The following is a 16,465-nucleotide window of genomic DNA, read 5'->3' as shown; positions in this document are numbered from 1 at the left end:
CGGCAGCGCCGAGCCGTTGCGGATACTATACGGCTTACAATCCGGACGCAAGCCCCGGATCCGAGGGCGCCATGCGGCGCGCGCGGGCTTCCCTCACCCTCACCCGAGATCACGTGGTCAAACGGCGCCCTTCGGAGAACGGCGAGCCTACCTCTGGCCCAGCCTCACGACGCCGTGCACAAGACCCTTGACCCTGGCAGGGATCGCACCGCCTCATAAAAAAGCCGGGCATCATCGGGCCTGCCAGCCCTCCGCCCGGCATTTTGTCATCGAACGGAATCAGCATGCGCTCGTCACGCGCCGACCTCAAGGATTCCGCCGCTTTCTCGGGCAGTAGGTGACGCCCGGGCGGCCCGAACGGACCCTTTCGGACCGCCAGCCCTTCACACCCCAAGCTGTCAACAGATTTGCCGCCGACGACACCGATGCGCTGACCTTCCCCGGGGCAGGACGGAAGCGCGACATCGCGCTCTCGCGGGCCGCGCGTGACCGGCGCCAGGAAGCAGAGGAAACCGCGCGTGACCTGCTCCGGGGCGGCCTGTGCGACGACGAGGTGTATGCGGCCCTCGATGGCGACACGATGCTCGACCTCGCCACCTGCGGCGCCCTGCGCGACTACCTCGGACGGCAGCGGCGCCGGTGGCACGGCTTCGCCGACGAGGCGCATGCGCTGAAGACAAAATGGGGCAGGGAATACGCGGCCTTCTGTGGCGCCAAAGGAATCACCCGGGCGATCCAGGTGGTCGTCAGGGCGCCGGTGTCTGTCGTCCGCCTGACGGAGCTTCGCGAGGTTCACGCCCGTGACAGCAAGCGGCTCGGCGAACGCCTGCGATACGGACGCAAACGGTTCGCGCCCGGCCTCGCCTGCGACCTGGTTTGCTCCGAAGTCCGCGTGATCGCCCAGCACGGCGCGGAAGTTGACATGCACTTCCATCTTGCCGCCCGCGGCAGCATCGAGGACTTCCACGAGATGCGTGCCTACTTCCGCACCTCGGGCTGGTCGTGGTGGGACTCCCTGACCGGCGGATCGGTGGAGGCGGAACGCTACCCCGGCGCCCTGGCCCAATACGAGAGCAAGTCCCTTGCGGAGACCATCCGGCAGGCCAATGAGGACGGATTGGCGTTCTCGCCCGAGAACCTTGTCGAGTTCCACCGTCAGACGCGGCATCTCGCCATGACCCGCGCCGTCGGCGCGTTCCGCCGGTGGAAAGGCGAGCTTGATCGGGACGGCCTGGCCGTCATCGAGGAAGCCGACGGGCGCGTCACCATCCGGCCGCGCCGCCGGTTGCCAGCCATCGCCCGCCTGCGCGAGCGCCTGTTCACGACCACCGGCGCCCGGCTCCTGCGGCTCGTTCTGCATGATTTCGGTGACGGCACGATGCGCCCGGCCATGCGGGTCCGGGGACGGGAAGGCATTGCCTTCGGGGAAATCGCCGAAACCTACCAGGTCGCCGAAGCTGTCGCCGCCGCGCGGCGCGCACTCCTTTCTACTGAGGCGACCACGGCTATCCCGAAATCCGCGCCAGCCAACCCGCATGGCATGGCAACCGCCCATCCTCCATAGCGGCCGCCTGAGCCAGTCGGCGGCGGGGAAGGAGACCCGGAGATACCCTGGTAATGTCCGCCACCCCCTCCACCGGCACTGAAATCCGCGACAAGGAAAACGAGTCCCGGCAGGCTCGGGGGAAGCGTGTGCGTCAGGCGGCCGGGGGCGAGGCGACCGGCGCCGGATGTCTCGCCAGGGCGCGATAGAGCGTGGCCTCCGATACGCGGAGGAACCGGGCGACGGAGCGCGCCGTCTGCCCGGCGGCCAGCCTCACCCGGGCGTCGGCAACATGCTCCGCCTTCAGCGTCGGGCGTCGTCCGCAATGCACGCCGGAGCGGCGGGCCGCGGCCATCCCGGCACGCACCCGGTCCTTGATCGTCTCCCGCTCGAACTCGGCCAGCACGCTCAGCAAACCGTAGAGCAGGCGCCCGCCCACCGTGGACGTGTCCACGCCATCGGACAGGCTCCGTATGCCGATGCCGCGGGCGCGAAGCTGTTCAGCCAGGTCGGCCAAATTGAGAACGGAACGTCCAAGCCTGTCCAAACGCCAAGTCACGATGGTGTCGCCCGGGCTCGCCGCTGCCAGCAACGCGGAGAGGCCCGGTCGGTCCGCCCGGGCGCCGCTCACCACGTCGGTAAACAGGTTCTCCTCGGTGACCCCCGCGGCCCGGAGCGCATCCACTTGAAGGGCGAGATCCTGATCGCCGGTGCTCACGCGCCCATACCCGGGAAGCCGCCCCATTTGTCCGCTCCGAAATCGAGACCAACCTTTTGCGAGTCTGACAGGCGCGGATTCCCTGGATCAAGAAAGTCGGCAAATCGCCCGACGAAAGGAAATCCTTGTGCGAGGCGTCCTCTTCTTTCTTGCGTCGCCGTTATCCCTTGCATCGCTCGGCCGGGCCGTAGGTCAGTCACCAACGGAAAGGCCGACCTTCCATGCGTATCTTCACTCACGAACACATCCGTCTCCGCGCCGAGACCGGGCATGTCATGTCTGTTGACATTGCGCCGACGGGTCGCACCGGCTGGCGCGCCGAACTTCAGCCACTTTCCCACCGAGGCGAACGGTGGTTGCCGATTGGCTCTTTCCGAGGGCGCCACCTGGATGACCTCCGCGTCCGCTCCACCGACTTGGCCGCCGATATCCTTGCCGAGACGGCCTGCCCGGCAGGAGACATTGCCTGATGCTCGGCGAACGCATCGACGGCGTCCGGGTGCGCTGGTCCCATTGGTTCAGGGGCCCAGAGCCGTCCAACCTCTCCCGGACCTGCACCGGCGCCGTGGAGCACATCGCCGTGGCTGGATCCTGATCCGGCGCCCACGCGCGACGGCGCCAGTTCTCAAGCGCCTCGCCCCGGGGCCGGTCCGCTCCGCGAGGTTACTGGCAACCCTGCCAGACGGCACCGAAGTCCTGATGCGGTGGCTTGCGGAGGACGATACCGACCGCACGGTTGAGGCCCTGCGCCGTTACGCCGACCGCTGATCAGACCATCACGCTGCTGGTTCCAGGACCGGCAGCGCCTACGGTTGTGCACCGGCCTGACCCCCTCTATCGTTACGCCCTCGACCGAGGGAGCGGCAACGGCACCAGGATGAGCGAAGAACCGGGAGCGCCATCCAAGAATTTCGGCTTTCTCGCGGGGCAGGACATACAGCTTGTTCGTCTTGCCGCCCTCGCCGAGACATACTTCCGCACCGACCCCAATGCTGCGCTTACCAAGCTCCGGCTGTTTGGCGAAGGACTCGCCCGCCGTGTGGCGGTGACCACCCGAAACCTGCCCGAGAACGGCGAGCGGCAGGTTGATCTTCTTCGCCGCCTGGAAGACCGGGGCGCCGTCCCCCGGGAGGCTGCACGCCTATTCCACCAGCTTCGCACCTTCGGGAACAAGGCGGCGCACGAAGGCTTCGGCGACCACGAGACCGCGCTCTCCTGCCTGAAGTTCGCTTGGCAGCTTGGCGTATGGTTCCATCGCTCTTACGGCGGGGCGCCACAGTTCCAGCCCGCACCCTTCGCCCCGCCCCCTGCCCCGGAGCGGGTCGCCGCCGCGCTCGCCAAGGAAATCGTCCGGCTCCGGGAGGAACGAGCCGCGGCCCTGTCCAGCGTGGATCGCGCCCGCGAGGCCCAGGAGGCGGCGGAGGCCGCGCGACTCTCCACGGAGGAACGGCGCCGCCAGGAAGCCGAGCAGCGGGAGGCCCTGGAACGTCAGCTTGCCGATGCGGAGGCGCAGCGCATGGCGATGGCGGCCGAACTGGCCGCCGCGCAGGCCGCCGCGACCGCGCCGCCGGAAAGGGTAGAGGCCCTGATCGCGGCAGCCACCGAAGCCGACCGCGGCATTGCCCTGGACGAGGCCGCGACCCGCACGCTCATCGATCAGCAGCTTCGCGATGTCGGGTGGGAGGTGGACAGTGCCACCCTGCGCTACGCCGCCGGTGTCCGACCGGCGCGCGGGCGCTATATGGCGATTGCCGAATGGCCGACCGAGTCCGGCCCGGCCGATTATGCGCTTTTCCTTGGCACCACCCTGGTTGGCATGGTGGAGGCCAAGAAGCGCAACCGCGCCGTCGCGGCCTGCCTTCCCCAGGCGGAACGCTACAGCCGGACCGCCCGACTGGCGCCGGATGCCGACCCTGCCGGTGGACCGTGGGATGACTTCCGGGTGCCGTTCGTCTTCTCCGCCAACGGCCGCCCCTACCTCAAGCAGATGGAGACCGAGTCCGGCATCTGGTTCCGCGACGTCCGCCGCGGCACCAACCACGCCCGCGCCCTGGACGGCTGGTATTCCCCGGACGGTCTGCGCACTCTGCTCAGCCAGGACATCGCCGCCGCCGATGCCGCGCTCCGGGCGAAACCGTTCGACTTCGGCTTCGAGCTTCGCCCCTACCAGGAAGCTGCCATCCGGAAGGTGGAGGAGGAGCTTGCCGCCGGGCGCCGGGCGATGCTGCTGGCCATGGCGACCGGCACCGGCAAGACCAAGCTCGCCATCGCGCTCCTGTCGCGGCTCCTGGACGCCCGCCGGTTCCGCCGGATCTGCTTCGTGGTGGACCGCCGCACCCTCGGCGACCAGGCCGAGCGCGAGTTCGGCGACACCCGCATCGTCAGCACCAGCACCTTCGCCGAGACTTTCGGCATCAAGGGGCTGAAGCATGTCACCCCGGACGACAGCACCCAGGTCCATATCTGCACCATCCAAGGACTCGTCCGCCGCGTCCTGTTCCCGGGCGACGCCTCTGCCCCGCCGGTGGACCAATACGACCTGATGGTCGTGGACGAGTGCCACCGCGGCTACCTCCTCGACCGGGAGATGACCGGCGAGGAAATCGAGTTCCGGGACCAGGCGGACTACCAGTCGAAATACCGCGCCGTCCTGGAGCACTTCGACGCGGTGAAGATTGGCCTCACCGCCACCCCGGCGCTGCATACTAGGGAAATCTTCGGCGCCCCGGTGTTCGAATACAGCTACCGGCAGGCCGTGGCCGACCGCTTCCTGATCGACCAGGAACCGCCGATCCGCATTGAGACCGAGTTGTCGGCGGCTGGCATCCACTGGCGCCGTGGCGAGCAAGTGGATCTGTTCGACCCCACGACCGGCGAACTCCGCGCCGCCGATGCGCCCGACGATCTCGACTTCGATGTCGAAGCCTTCAATCGCAAGGTTATCACCACGGCCTTCAACCGGACCGTCGCCGAGGAACTGGCTCGGCAGATCGACCCCTCGCTCCCCGACAAGACGCTTATTTTCGCCGTGAACCGGCGCCATGCCGACCTGGTGGTGACCGAGGTGAAGCGCGCCATGGAGGCCGCCTATGGCGCCCTGCCGGACGGCGCCGTCCGCCGCGTCACCGGCGACATCGACCGCGTGGACGACCTGATTTTGTCCTTCCGCAACAACGACCTGCCGAAGATCGCTGTGACGGTGGACCTGCTGACCACTGGCATCGACGTCCCACGCATCACCAATCTGGTTTTCCTTCGGCGGGTGAACTCGCGCATCCTCTATGACCAGATGGTCGGCCGGGCGACCCGCCCATGCCCGGAGATCGCCAAGGAAACCTTCCGCATCTTCGACGCGGTGGACCTCTACCCCACCCTGTCGCGCCTCTCCGACATGAAACCGGTCGGCGTCACCCCGGCCTTCTCCTTCGAGACCCTCTTGAAGGAACTGGCGGCAGCCGGGAAGGACAGCCATCGAGAAATCCTTGCCGAGCAGATCCGCGTCAAATTGCGCCGCCGCCTGCGGAACCTCGCCCCGGCGGCCCGCGACCTATGGCAACAGCAGGCCAGAGAGACGCCGGAGGACACCTTGCACCGGCTCGACCACGCGCCCCCGAGCGACGTCGCCGCGTGGCTGCGGGACCGCCCGGCGGACCTCGGCGCCATCCTGGATTGGAACCCGGCGCGCGGCACGGCGCCGCCCCTGCCGGTCTCGAACCACCCGGACGCCATCCGCTCCGTGACACGGGGCTACGGGAAGGACGGCAGCATTACCCGGCCGGAGGACTACATCGACGCCTTCGCCGCCTTCGTCCGCACCAATGTCAACCGCATCACCGCCCTGGCGGTCGTGGTGCAGCGCCCCCGCGACCTCGACCGCGCTACCCTGATTAGCCTGCGCCGGGCACTGGACGACAGCGGCTATCCGGAAGCTCAGGTCCGCCGGGCATGGGAACAGGCAGGCAGCGCCGACATCGCCGCCTCCATCATCGGCTACGTCCGTCAGGCCGCCCTTGGTGACCCGCTGGTGCCCTACGCCGACCGGGTCCGGCGCGCTCTCAAGACCATCCTCAGTCGGGAGGCGTGGACGCCGATCCAGCAACGCTGGCTTCGTCGCCTTAGCGAGGAAATTGAGCGGGAAACCGTGGTGGACCGTGAGGCACTGGACACAGGCCAGTTCCGGGTTGACGTGGGCGGCTATGAAGGGCTCAACCGCCGCTTCGGCGGGCGCCTGGGCGAGATCTTGGGCGACCTGAATGAGGAAATCTGGAGACAGGCGAGTTGACGCAAGGACGGACGGTCAAGGATATCGGCGCCAAGCTCTGGCAGTTGTGCAGCGTCCTGCGCGGCGATGGGGTCACCTATCAGGATTACGTCACGGAACTCACCTACCTGTTGTTCCTCAAGATGGCGCAGGAGACCGGGATGGAGAAGTCCATCCCGGAGGAATGCCGGTGGGCGCCGCTCGCCAAAGCCGTCGGACAGAGCCAACTCGACCTCTACCGCGCCATCCTACTGAAGCTCTCCGAAACCCGGCGCGGCCTGCTCGCCGACATTTTCGCCGACGCCCAGACCAAGCTCCGCAAGCCCGCCAACCTCAAGGCGCTGACCGAGGCCATCGACCGGCTGGACTGGTTCAGCGCCCGCGAGGAAGGCTTGGGCGACCTTTACGAAGACCTGCTGGAACGCAACGCCGCCGAGAAGAAAAGCGGCGCCGGGCAGTATTTCACCCCCCGGCCGCTGATTGATAGCATCATCCATTTGGTCAAGCCCCAGCCGGGCGAGGTGATCCAGGACCCAGCGGCAGGCACCGGCGGTTTCCTGGTGGCCTGCGACCACTACATCAAGCAGCAGACGGATGACCTCTACAGCCTGAGCGAGGCCGACCGCACCTTCCAGCGCCAGGACGCTTTCACCGGCCTGGAACTGGTGCACGACACGCATCGGCTCTGTCTGATGAACCTGATGCTGCATGGCATCGAAGGCCGAGTGCGCATGGGCGACACGCTGTCCTCCGACGGCGAAGCGCTGTCTCGGGCAAACCTGATCGTTACCAACCCGCCCTTCGGCACCAAGCGCGGCGGCGAGCGCCCGAACCGGGCGAGCTTCGTGGAGACGCGCGGCTCCTCCAACAAGCAACTAGCCTTCGTGGAGCACGTCTATCGCAACCTCGCCCCGGGTGGCCGGGCCGCCGTGGTGGTGCCAGACAACGTGCTGTTCGAGGACAACACGGGCCGCGCCGTCCGCCAGCAATTCATGGCGATGTGCGACCTGCACACCATCCTCCGCCTGCCGACCGGAATCTTCTACGCGGGCGGCGTCAAGACCAACGTGCTGTTCTTCACCCGCGGCCGGAGCAACCAGGGCAACACGCACGACGTCTGGATCTACGACATGCGCACCGGACAGGCGCCCTTCGGCAAGACCCGCCCGCTGACCCGCGAGGATTTCGCTGCCTTCGAGTCGGCGTTCGGTGACGACCCGCTCGGCCGCGCGCCGCGCCAGGACCAGGGCGAAGAAGGGCGATTCCGCTGCTTCAGCCGCGCCGCCATCGCCGACCGACAGGACAACCTCGATATCGCTTGGCTGCGCGGCGCCGAAGACGCGGGCGAGGATACCTTGGAGGATCCGGCCGACATCGCCGCCGCCATGGTGGAGCACCTGCGCCGGGCGCTGACCCGGGCGGAGGCGCTGGCCGAGGAATTAGCGCTTCCGGAAACAGTGTAGTAGCCGATGCCAGACAATCTACCTGCTGGGTGGACCGAAGTCCTCGCCAGCAAATTGTTTTCTTTTATTACCAGTGGTTCGCGCGGGTGGGCAAAGCACTACGCCAAAGAGGGCGCTGCGTTTATCCGGGTCCAGAATATCAGGCGAGGCCGAGTGGACATGGATTTCGCAGACATTCAACATGTTCAGCCGCCGCCGGGAAGTGAAGGGACTCGAACGAAAGTCCAGCCGGGCGACATCCTCGTAACCATCACAGCGGATCTCGGGCGCATCGGACTCGTCGCCGATGATGTTCCGGAGGCATACGTCAATCAGCACGTAGCGCTTGCACGACCGGCCAACCGAGATTTCGCTCCCTACCTAGCATGGTTCCTGACCGCGCCAGCCGCCCAGGCGCAGCTTGGACTATTGGATCGAGGGGCTACCCGCTCTGGCTTAGGATTGGCCGACATCGGCGCGGTAAGAGTTTCTCTTCCTCCGCTGGCCGAGCAGCGCCGGATCGTCGCCCGCATCGAGGCGCTGTTCGGCGCCATCCGGGACGCCCGGAAGGACCTCGACCGCACCCTTGTCCTTGCCGAGCGGTTCCGCAACGCCCTTGTCGCCGCAGCAATATCAGGCGAACTGGCTTCTGACCGAAGCGGAAGCGGGATGTCCGCCGAAGAAAGCGGCGTGTTCATGGACCGGCTGGCGAGTGAGAGGCGCCAGCTTTGGGAACAAAGTGAGCTTGCCCGTGCTGCCGCCAAGGGGCGCCGCCTGAAAGACAACTGGAAGGATCGGTTTCCCTCGCCCGTTAAGCCGGTCGAGCACTACGCCGACTCTTTGCCAGCCGGGTGGACTCTGGCCAGCCTGGATCAGCTTGCTTGGGCTGCTTCCTATGGCACATCCGAGAAGTGCGACCCCGCAGGCAGCGGCTCTCCTGTTCTGCGGATCCCCAACGTCGCACGGGGGGCAATCGACTTATCCGACCTGAAATTTGCCACAGGAGACCTGGGCTTGGTTCCGGGCGAAGCCGTTGCGCCGGGAGACCTGCTTGTCGTTCGCACGAATGGCAGCCCGGACCTCGTAGGACGAGGTGCAGTCGTGCGGCAATCCCTGGAACGCGACGTCTATTTTGCATCCTATCTCATTCGCTTCCGGCTGGTTGGAAATGACACGCTGTGGCGCTGGATCGCGCTTGTCTGGCATTCGCCCATGATTCGTGACCAGGTCTTCGCGAAGGCGGCGAGTTCAGCGGGACAATACAACGTCAGCATGACCGAGCTTGCCAGTTTCGCGCTTCCTATCCCTCCGGAGGCGGAGCAAGCCCGCCTCGTGAATTTGGTCGAGGAGCGCCTGAAGGTTACTGACGAAATGGAACGTCAGGCCCGGGCGAGCCACGACCTGCTCAGTCGATTGGAGCGGCAAATCCTTGATGTCGCCTTCCGTGGCGACCTCGTCCCCCAGGACGCTGCCGACGAACCGGCCGAGGAAACCCTCGCCCGCCTGCGACAGGAGGCGGAGGCGCCCGCCGGTCCAAGGGGCCGACAACGGCGCCGGGCGGCCTGATCCGCCGCGCCGCTGTGACCACCGCCGGACCGGCGCGCAAGGACGACCAGCCTGCGCCGGTTGCCGCCGCCCATCATAGCGAAGAGCCGCCCGGCGGCGCCGGGGCAGCAACCGGCGGCGCGGCGCCGTCCTCCGGTCCGGCTGGCGGCCATAGCCCGAGCGGCGGCGTTGCCGAACGCCGGGCGACGTCGGGCCAGAGTTCCATGGCCTCCGTCCCGATGCGCGCCAGTTCCCCAAGGGCAGCGCGGCGCCCGGCCTCGCTGCGCCGCGCCGCCCGCAGCCGCGCGGCGAAGTCCATGGCCGCCCCAGGCGACAGCACGTTGAGCGCGGCGGCATGGGCTGGCGCAAGGAATTCTACCATCTCGGGCATGAAGCCCGGCGCCAGCACCGGCACGCCGGTCACCTTCCAGGTCGTGTAGGCGGTCGCGGCCTCCGCCTGCGCCCACAACGGCACGGCGCCGCCCCCGGCGACGCGATCGTGGAGCCGTTCCAGCCAGGTCGGGCGCGAGGCGGTCGGATGGCGGCCGTCGTAGCCGCCGAACGGATTCGGCAGGCGCAGTTGCGCGACCAGCGCCGCCATGCTGCCGCCGAGCGCGCGGAGAAGGAGTTTCCCCTCCACCGAGGCAAGGAAATCGGCGACCAGATCCTCCCGGGCAGGAAGCCGGAGCGGGCGGAGGCGGCGCCACCATGCCCACCAAGTCCGGCGCCGCGCCAGCGCCCGCAACAGGGACCGCAGTTCCAGCACCTCGAACCACGCCGGGGGCCGCCCGAGCCGCGCTTCAAGCCACCGGACCAACACCCGGTCGGGCGCATCGGGCGGCGGCAAATCCGCATCGTCGCCGGGGGCGAGCCCCAGCAGGTCGAAGATGATCATGGTTTCCTCCTTGAGGACGGCGCGTCCGGGACGGCCGCCGCCTCCGGCACCGCCGCCGGACGCAGGCGGGAAACTTCGCGCGCGAGCCGGTTGCGCTCGGCGCCGAGCGCGGCGGCGGCCCCGGAGGTGGCGGCAAGTTTTTCTTCGGTCGTGCGGAGCCGGTCGCGCAGCCGGTCGGCCTCGGCGTCCGCCGCTGCGATGCGGCCGATGGCGAGCCTGCGCTCCTCGGCGCGGGCCGCGTCCGCCGCCTGCCGCGCGACCGCCCCCGGAGCCATCCCCAGCACGCCATGCCAGAGCGCCCCCAGCCAGGCTCCGAGGCCGCGCGCCCCACGCCGGATGCGGTCGGCCTCGGCCCGCGCGGCGCCAAGGACTCGTCCGGCCTCACCCTGCGCCTGGCGCAGCAGGCGCCGCCCCCGCGCCGCCATGGCCCGCGCCTGGCGCTCCGCCTCGGCGCGCTCCGCCTGCGCGGCGTCTGCCGCCGCCTGTGCTTTGGCGGCGCGCTCCCGGGCGGTCCTGATCGCCTCCCCGGCACGGGCGGCTGCTTCTTCCGCGCGCACCTGCAAGGACATGGCGGCGGCCTGCTTTTCCTCGGCCGCGCCGGTCACGCGGGCGGCGTCCTGCCGGGCGGCGTCCGCTTCGGCGCGTGCGGTGTCGGCGACCCGCAGGGCTTCGGCCGCGGCGCCGACCGCGGCCTTCTCCGCGTGCCAGGCGGCCCGCGTCAGCCGACGTCGTGCCGGTCCCAACCGCGCGAGGCCGCAAGGAATCCCGACCGTGCGCCAGAATCCGTCCTGCATGGCGCGCATGGCCGCGCGATAAGCAACGTCCCCGGCTGCGTTCGCCGCCTTGGCGTCGGCGCCTCCGGCGGTCGTGGCGGCCTTGGCATTTTCCTTGGCCGCCACGCCCGGATGCAGGCGCCGCGCCCGCATTTCGACGTCCGAGGGCAGGACGTAGGCATGAAGATGCGCGTGAGCTTCATCGACATGACGGACGACAGTGGCGAGATCGTCGCCCCATTGCTCCCGCAGCCACGCGACGACCTGCGCCTCCCAGGCGGCGACCTCCCCGGCCAGGGCAGGATTCCGCTGCATCTCGGCGACCGTGGCGGGGTGCGAGGCGACCACGGTGAGCAGGGTGAGTTGGTCTTGCCGGATGCGCCGCGTCTTCCCACCAGCGATGGTGGCCCGGGCGGCCTCGGCCCGCGCGTCGTGGAGCGCGCGCAGATCCGTCAGCGGAAGGCCGAAGACCAGTTCCGGCGGCGCGGGCGCGGCGACATGGGCGCAGGAATCCGGGCGCCGCTCCGCTTCCGCGAGAACGAAATCAACCGACCGGCCCCGCGCGTCCGCCTTCCGCGCGTAGCCCTCGATGTGCACGAACTGAAATCCCAGCGCCTCCATGTTGCGATCTGTTCGGCGGAAGGATGCAAGCCACAAGAAGGCAAAGGGGCAGCCGCTTCGCGTAGTGACCGACTACCGCTATTCCGCTCCGGGCTTCGCCCTGCGCTCCATAGCCGTCGGGTCCTCTCGGGGCGCTGCCCCGGCCGGACGGCCTCCCCGCCAGGGCGCCGCCCTGGACCTGCCCGGGGGGCTGGCGCCGCCCCCCGAGACCCCCGCGATCCGCTTTCCCTCGCCGTCACCCTGCCGCCGTGCTCACCCGCGTCAAGGTCGCGCCTGCGGCGCGCCGCTCCGCGGTGGCTTCGCCAACCTTGACCCGCGCTGCGCGCGACGGCCGGGCCGGTGGCGTCGGGACGAGGGGCGTCCCGATTCGTTCAGCCACGCCTCCGGCGGGCCGAACAAGGGGCAACTCTGATCGGCGGGATTGGTCACTCCCTTCGCGGCCGACCTCGCCTCGGCCGGACGGCGGCCAGCGCCTCGAAGTCGAGGCCGCGGAACACACTCAGGTCGATCTCCGGCGGCAACTCAGCCCGGGCGACGGCGGCGAGTTCGCTGCGGTTCATGCCGTGGTCGCCGTAGTTGTCATGAACGCCGCCGAGTTCGTGCCCGACCTGGAGCCGGATGGCGCGCGGATCAATCTTCAATTCCCGGTCCAGGGCAATCTTCGCATGCCGCAGCCCGTGGAACATGGTGAACAGCCTGGGGTCCAGACCGGCGGTCCGGAACAGGCGCGCCATCCGCTTCGAGGCGGTGTCGGCCGGGTCCTTCGCCTCGTGCAGGCTCTCGAACATGAAGCCCGAACCCCGCCGCGCCCAGTCGATGAAGCCTGTTTCGGCCAGCACGTCATGCAGCACGAAGTAGGTCAGGGACTCGTCGGTCTTGAACGGCACCGTCACCCACCGCTCGCCGTTCCATACGCTGTCGCGCGGCGGAACGACCCAGCAGCCATGGTACCGCTGGATGTCCTCCCGGCGCAGGAAGGTGAGCAGCCCCAACCGGCGGCCGGTCAGGAAGCCCAGCAGCGGCAACAGCGCCTCGGCAAGCATTCCGCTTTCAACACCGGCACGGAAGACGCGGTTCAGCGCGGCGTAGTCGGGCGCCAGCCGGTGGCGCGCCTTGGGGACGCCCTTGGGTATGACGATCCGCATGCCCTCCAAGGTGAAGGGAATGCCCGCGCTGGCGCAGCCATCGCGCAGGATGGTTTTGACCTTGCCGAGGTAGTTGTTGACCAACGTGCTCTCGCTCAGTCCCTTGGCCCCCCGCGCCTTGGCCTCGGCAATGTATCGTCTGACGTCCTCAATTCGGTAATCGGGGTTCTTGGAAATGTTGGGCGGAAGGTGGCGGACGTCATTGACGAAGTTCTGGATGTCGTCCTGCGTGTATTGGTTGACCGGCTTGTCCCCGCACAATTTCAGGAAAACGGCCTTGCGATGACGCACGTATTTGAGTTCGTCATATCCATCGCCATGCGCCAGGCGTAGCTTCTCGTGATAGGCGTCCGCCGCGGCGCTGAACAGCGGACCATGCTTCACCGCGGTCGCGGCGGCGAGCTTCGCCTCCATCGCCGCCTGCTTGGCCTGCATGTCCGTGACGACGCTGAGCACCTTGGCGATGTCCGCAGTCGGTTCCCTTGGCGGAAGGGGAGGTTCGCCCAGATGCTCGCGGCCCGTCCCCTCGTCGGTGATGACCTTCCGGAAGTAGGATTCCAGGGCCGCCCCCTGATTTCGCGCCAGCGCGCTGCCGGTGGTGCGGTCCGCGACGAGATCGGCCAGGCCATCCAGCCCGGCGGCGACCATCCGGGGGGCAAGTGTCGCCTCAGACGGCTGGCACCGGTCCGCGTCGTCCAGTCCGCGCAGAAGTGGGAGAATCGATTTGAAATCGTCCCGAAGCAGGGACGCGACTGTCGGCCGGGGATCCGGTGTCCTGATGCTAGCCTCGGCCATGTCGTGGAACCTCTCGCGCTCGAAATGGATGCTTGCGGTTACCGCAAGGACCCGAGCAGCGACTTGCGCCGCACGCTTCGGGATTGCTCCAAGCGTGATTCGGATCGGCGAGGATTTCAACGAAAAGTTGAAGCGGGCAGGCACCCGCATCTGGAAGACCCAAGCAGACCCCTTGCGGGTCAGGTGGCGGCCATGCACGGCGGGTTACAATCCGGGGTACAAATCGCCCGGTCACACCGCCGAAAGCCTAGGAAATCCGTGGACAGGAAATGGCGGAGGGGATGTCTGCCATTCCTAAACCTACTCGCGTCCACAAGCGTCCACCATGTTCCATCAATGCATTGAATACGCTGAATTAATCTGTTCCGGGCATCCAGTTCTGTCTACCCTTGTCTATCCACATCTACGCTTTAATGTGGGAACTGTCGTGGGAACGGGAGGAGCAGCCTCCTTGCTTCCCACAGGCTCTGAACTTTGATTCCCGGTAGTATGCGGAGGCAGGCATGGGTGAGCTCACAGCCACGGGCTTGAAGGCGAAGCTGGCAACCCTGGGTAAGAGCCCCCTGCAGGCGCCCGTCCGAATAGGCGATGGCAGTGGCCTCCACCTTCTGGTGAAGGCGAACCAGACCAGCGGGGGCGCTTGGGTCCTCCGCTACAGCTATGGCGGCAAGCGCCGGGACATGGGTCTAGGCACCTATCCTGCCGTTGGGTTGGCGGACGCGCGCGCTGCTGCTGAGGAGGCTCGCAAGCTGCTGCGGAGTAACACCGACCCTCTTGCGGCGCGGGGCGCAGAGAAAGCCGCACAGGCTCGTGCCGCAGCCGAGGCAGAAATCAAAGCGACGACCTTCCGGGAGGCGGCGCTGGCAACAGTGGCAGCCAAGCGGGACGGGTGGAGCAACCCGAAGCATGCCGCCCAGTGGCTAGCCACCCTAGAACAGCACGCCTTCCCCCAGCTCGGGGAGATGCCAATTGCCGCGGTGGACGTCCCCGCAGTGCTGAGGGTACTGCGTCCAATCTGGCCGAAGATCCCTGAAACGGCGTCCCGACTGCGGCAGCGCATCGAGGCAGTGCTGGACCTGGCGCGTGTCCGAGGCTGGCGCAGTGGCGAAAACCCGGCGCGGTGGCGAGGGCTTTTGTCAGAAGAACTTCCGCCTTCGCGCCGTGTGAAGCGGGTGGAGCACCGCCCCGCACTATCCTGGCAGCAGATGCCCGCATTCTGGACTGCGCTGTCCAACGTGGATGGCATGGGAGCGGCCGCTCTTCGGTTCGCCATCCTCACGGCCGCTCGCACTGGCGAGGTCCGAGGCATGACATGGCGGGAAGTGGACATGGAGGCCAGCCTTTGGACGGTTCCGTCCGGCCGCATGAAGGCCCGCCGAACTCATCGCGTGCCGCTTTCTGCCGCTGCCATAGAGGTGCTGCGGGCAGTCCAACCTGAGAGACCCCGGTCCGACCACTTGATCTTCTCGGGCGGCGACAACGTGATGCTGTCTGACATGACCGTATCCGCAGTGCTGCGGCGAATGAATGAGCCGGCTGAGGGAGAGAACCCGGAGGGGCCACCGCGCTGGCGCGATCATGAGGGCCGAGCCATCGTGCCGCATGGCTTCCGTTCCACCTTCCGGGACTGGGCAGGCGAGACGAGGGAGGAAGGACGCGACGTGATAGAGCGGGCGCTCGCGCATACGGTGAAGGATAAGGTTGAAGCAGCCTATGCTCGGTCGGACCTTTTAGAGAAGCGCCGGCCGCTCATGGAGGCTTGGGGGAAATGGTGCCTGCAGCCGGCGGGCATAGCAGAAGTACGCAGCGCAGAACTCGAGCGTTCAGATGGAAAGCGAAGGAAGGCAGCGTGAGCCATCTATCTACCAGGATCCACTCACGGCCGTTCGCGAAGAATGCATAGGGGTCTTAGGGGTCATGGGGGATGGCGCTGGTGCACTCGCCCTCGTGAACGTCTGCGTCGGCACGCCTCCTTTCGCGGGGAAAAAGCAGACCACCGACCTATTGACCTGAGCCCCGAGATTTCCACCAAGGGGAGGTAGAGTCCGTCACCCGTTTGGAGATGGACATGAAGCGCGGCCGGTTCACGGAAAGCAGATCATCGAGGTGCTGCGGGAGCAGGAGGCCGGGCTGAAGACGGCGGATCTCTGTCGCAAACATGGGTTCTCGGAGGCGACCTTTTATGCCTGCAAGGCCAAGTACGGCGGTCTCGGTGTGTCGGAAGCCAAGCGGCTGAAGAGGCTTGAAGACGAGAACGGCAGGTTGAAGCGGCTGCTGGCCGAGGCGATGCTGAACAACGCTATGCTGAAGGACCTCGCCGCAAAAAAGTTCTGACGCCCGCATCCAGGCGGGCGGCGGTGGCCCATGCCCAGGAGGTGCACGGGATCAGCCAGCGGCGGGCGTCTTCGCTGCTCGGCACCGACCGGACGTCGATCCGCTACCGAGCCCGGCGTCCTGATGATGCGCCAGTTCGGGCAAGGCTGCGGGAATTGGCGGCCGAGCGTGGTCGGTTCGGCTACCGGCGGTTGGGAATCCTGCTGATACGCGAGGGTACAAGGTTGAACCACAAGAAGCTGCGGCGGCTCTATGGTAAGCGTCAGCCCGTTCCCGCAGGTGACGCGGTGGGCGTGAAGTTCCCAGCAGGAGTTCGTCGAGGTCGCCAATGGTATGGCCGCAGGCGAGGCGGTCGAGCACTGCGGCGATGTAGGCTTCTGGATGTTGATTGCC

Annotated in this window: 9 protein-coding genes and 1 pseudogene; 6 read left to right on the top strand and 4 right to left on the bottom strand. The window is 67.6% G+C overall.

Annotated elements, in window-relative coordinates; genetic code table 11:
- Nucleotides 1-337: 337 nt before the first annotated feature.
- Nucleotides 338-1,564: a hypothetical protein gene (locus E0493_RS11255; RefSeq protein ID WP_160937043.1), complete on the top strand. Its 1,227-nt coding sequence runs from the start codon at nucleotides 338-340 to the stop codon at nucleotides 1,562-1,564.
- Nucleotides 1,565-1,697: 133 nt separating this feature from the next.
- On the opposite strand, the gene E0493_RS11250 is transcribed toward E0493_RS11255, so the two are convergent.
- Complete coding sequence (locus E0493_RS11250) at nucleotides 1,698-2,261, bottom strand: recombinase family protein (RefSeq protein ID WP_237183244.1); 564 nt, start codon at nucleotides 2,259-2,261, stop codon at nucleotides 1,698-1,700.
- An 877-nt stretch (nucleotides 2,262-3,138) separates the two neighbouring features.
- On the opposite strand from E0493_RS11250, the gene hsdR reads away from it, so the two are divergent.
- The 3 genes from hsdR to E0493_RS11235 all read left to right on the top strand — a co-directional run bounded on the left by hsdR (nucleotide 3,139) and on the right by E0493_RS11235 (nucleotide 9,530).
- Complete coding sequence (gene hsdR / locus E0493_RS11245; RefSeq protein WP_160937041.1) at nucleotides 3,139-6,543, top strand: type I restriction-modification system endonuclease; 3,405 nt, start codon at nucleotides 3,139-3,141, stop codon at nucleotides 6,541-6,543.
- Nucleotides 6,540-7,985 carry a class I SAM-dependent DNA methyltransferase gene (locus E0493_RS11240; protein WP_160937040.1) on the top strand — a complete coding sequence of 482 codons (1,446 nt, stop codon included), beginning with the start codon at nucleotides 6,540-6,542 and terminating at the stop codon, nucleotides 7,983-7,985. The genes hsdR and E0493_RS11240 overlap by 4 nt, the downstream gene beginning before the upstream one ends.
- Nucleotides 7,986-8,144: 159 nt before the next feature.
- Nucleotides 8,145-9,530, top strand: coding sequence for a restriction endonuclease subunit S (locus tag E0493_RS11235; RefSeq protein ID WP_235913723.1), 1,386 nt, complete (start codon nucleotides 8,145-8,147; stop codon nucleotides 9,528-9,530).
- A gap of 73 nt (nucleotides 9,531-9,603) precedes the next feature.
- On the opposite strand, the gene E0493_RS11230 is transcribed toward E0493_RS11235, so the two are convergent.
- The 3 genes from E0493_RS11230 to E0493_RS11220 all read right to left on the bottom strand — a co-directional run bounded on the left by E0493_RS11230 (nucleotide 9,604) and on the right by E0493_RS11220 (nucleotide 13,936).
- Nucleotides 9,604-10,404, bottom strand: a complete 801-nt coding sequence (locus E0493_RS11230; RefSeq protein ID WP_160937038.1) for a hypothetical protein — start codon at nucleotides 10,402-10,404, stop codon at nucleotides 9,604-9,606.
- Nucleotides 10,401-11,798, bottom strand: a complete 1,398-nt coding sequence (locus E0493_RS11225; protein ID WP_160937037.1) for a hypothetical protein — start codon at nucleotides 11,796-11,798, stop codon at nucleotides 10,401-10,403. Before E0493_RS11225 ends, E0493_RS11230 begins: the two co-directional genes overlap by 4 nt.
- Nucleotides 11,799-12,223: 425 nt before the next feature.
- Nucleotides 12,224-13,936 carry a site-specific integrase gene (locus E0493_RS11220; RefSeq protein ID WP_160937036.1) on the bottom strand — a complete coding sequence of 571 codons (1,713 nt, stop codon included), beginning with the start codon at nucleotides 13,934-13,936 and terminating at the stop codon, nucleotides 12,224-12,226.
- 305 nt (nucleotides 13,937-14,241) lie between these two features.
- On the opposite strand from E0493_RS11220, the gene E0493_RS11215 reads away from it, so the two are divergent.
- Nucleotides 14,242-15,591 carry a tyrosine-type recombinase/integrase gene (locus tag E0493_RS11215; RefSeq protein WP_160937035.1) on the top strand — a complete coding sequence of 450 codons (1,350 nt, stop codon included), beginning with the start codon at nucleotides 14,242-14,244 and terminating at the stop codon, nucleotides 15,589-15,591.
- Nucleotides 15,592-15,806: 215 nt separating this feature from the next.
- A pseudogene (locus tag E0493_RS23350) lies at nucleotides 15,807-16,326 on the top strand (transposase); the annotation flags it as partial.
- Between the last annotated feature and the right edge of the window lie 139 nt (nucleotides 16,327-16,465).

Source organism: Teichococcus coralli, assembly GCF_009829925.1.
Taxonomy (GTDB): Bacteria; Pseudomonadota; Alphaproteobacteria; order Acetobacterales; family Acetobacteraceae; genus Pseudoroseomonas; species Pseudoroseomonas coralli.
The sequence above is the reverse complement of the archived record's forward strand: the minus strand, read 5'-3'. Positions and strand labels throughout refer to the sequence as shown.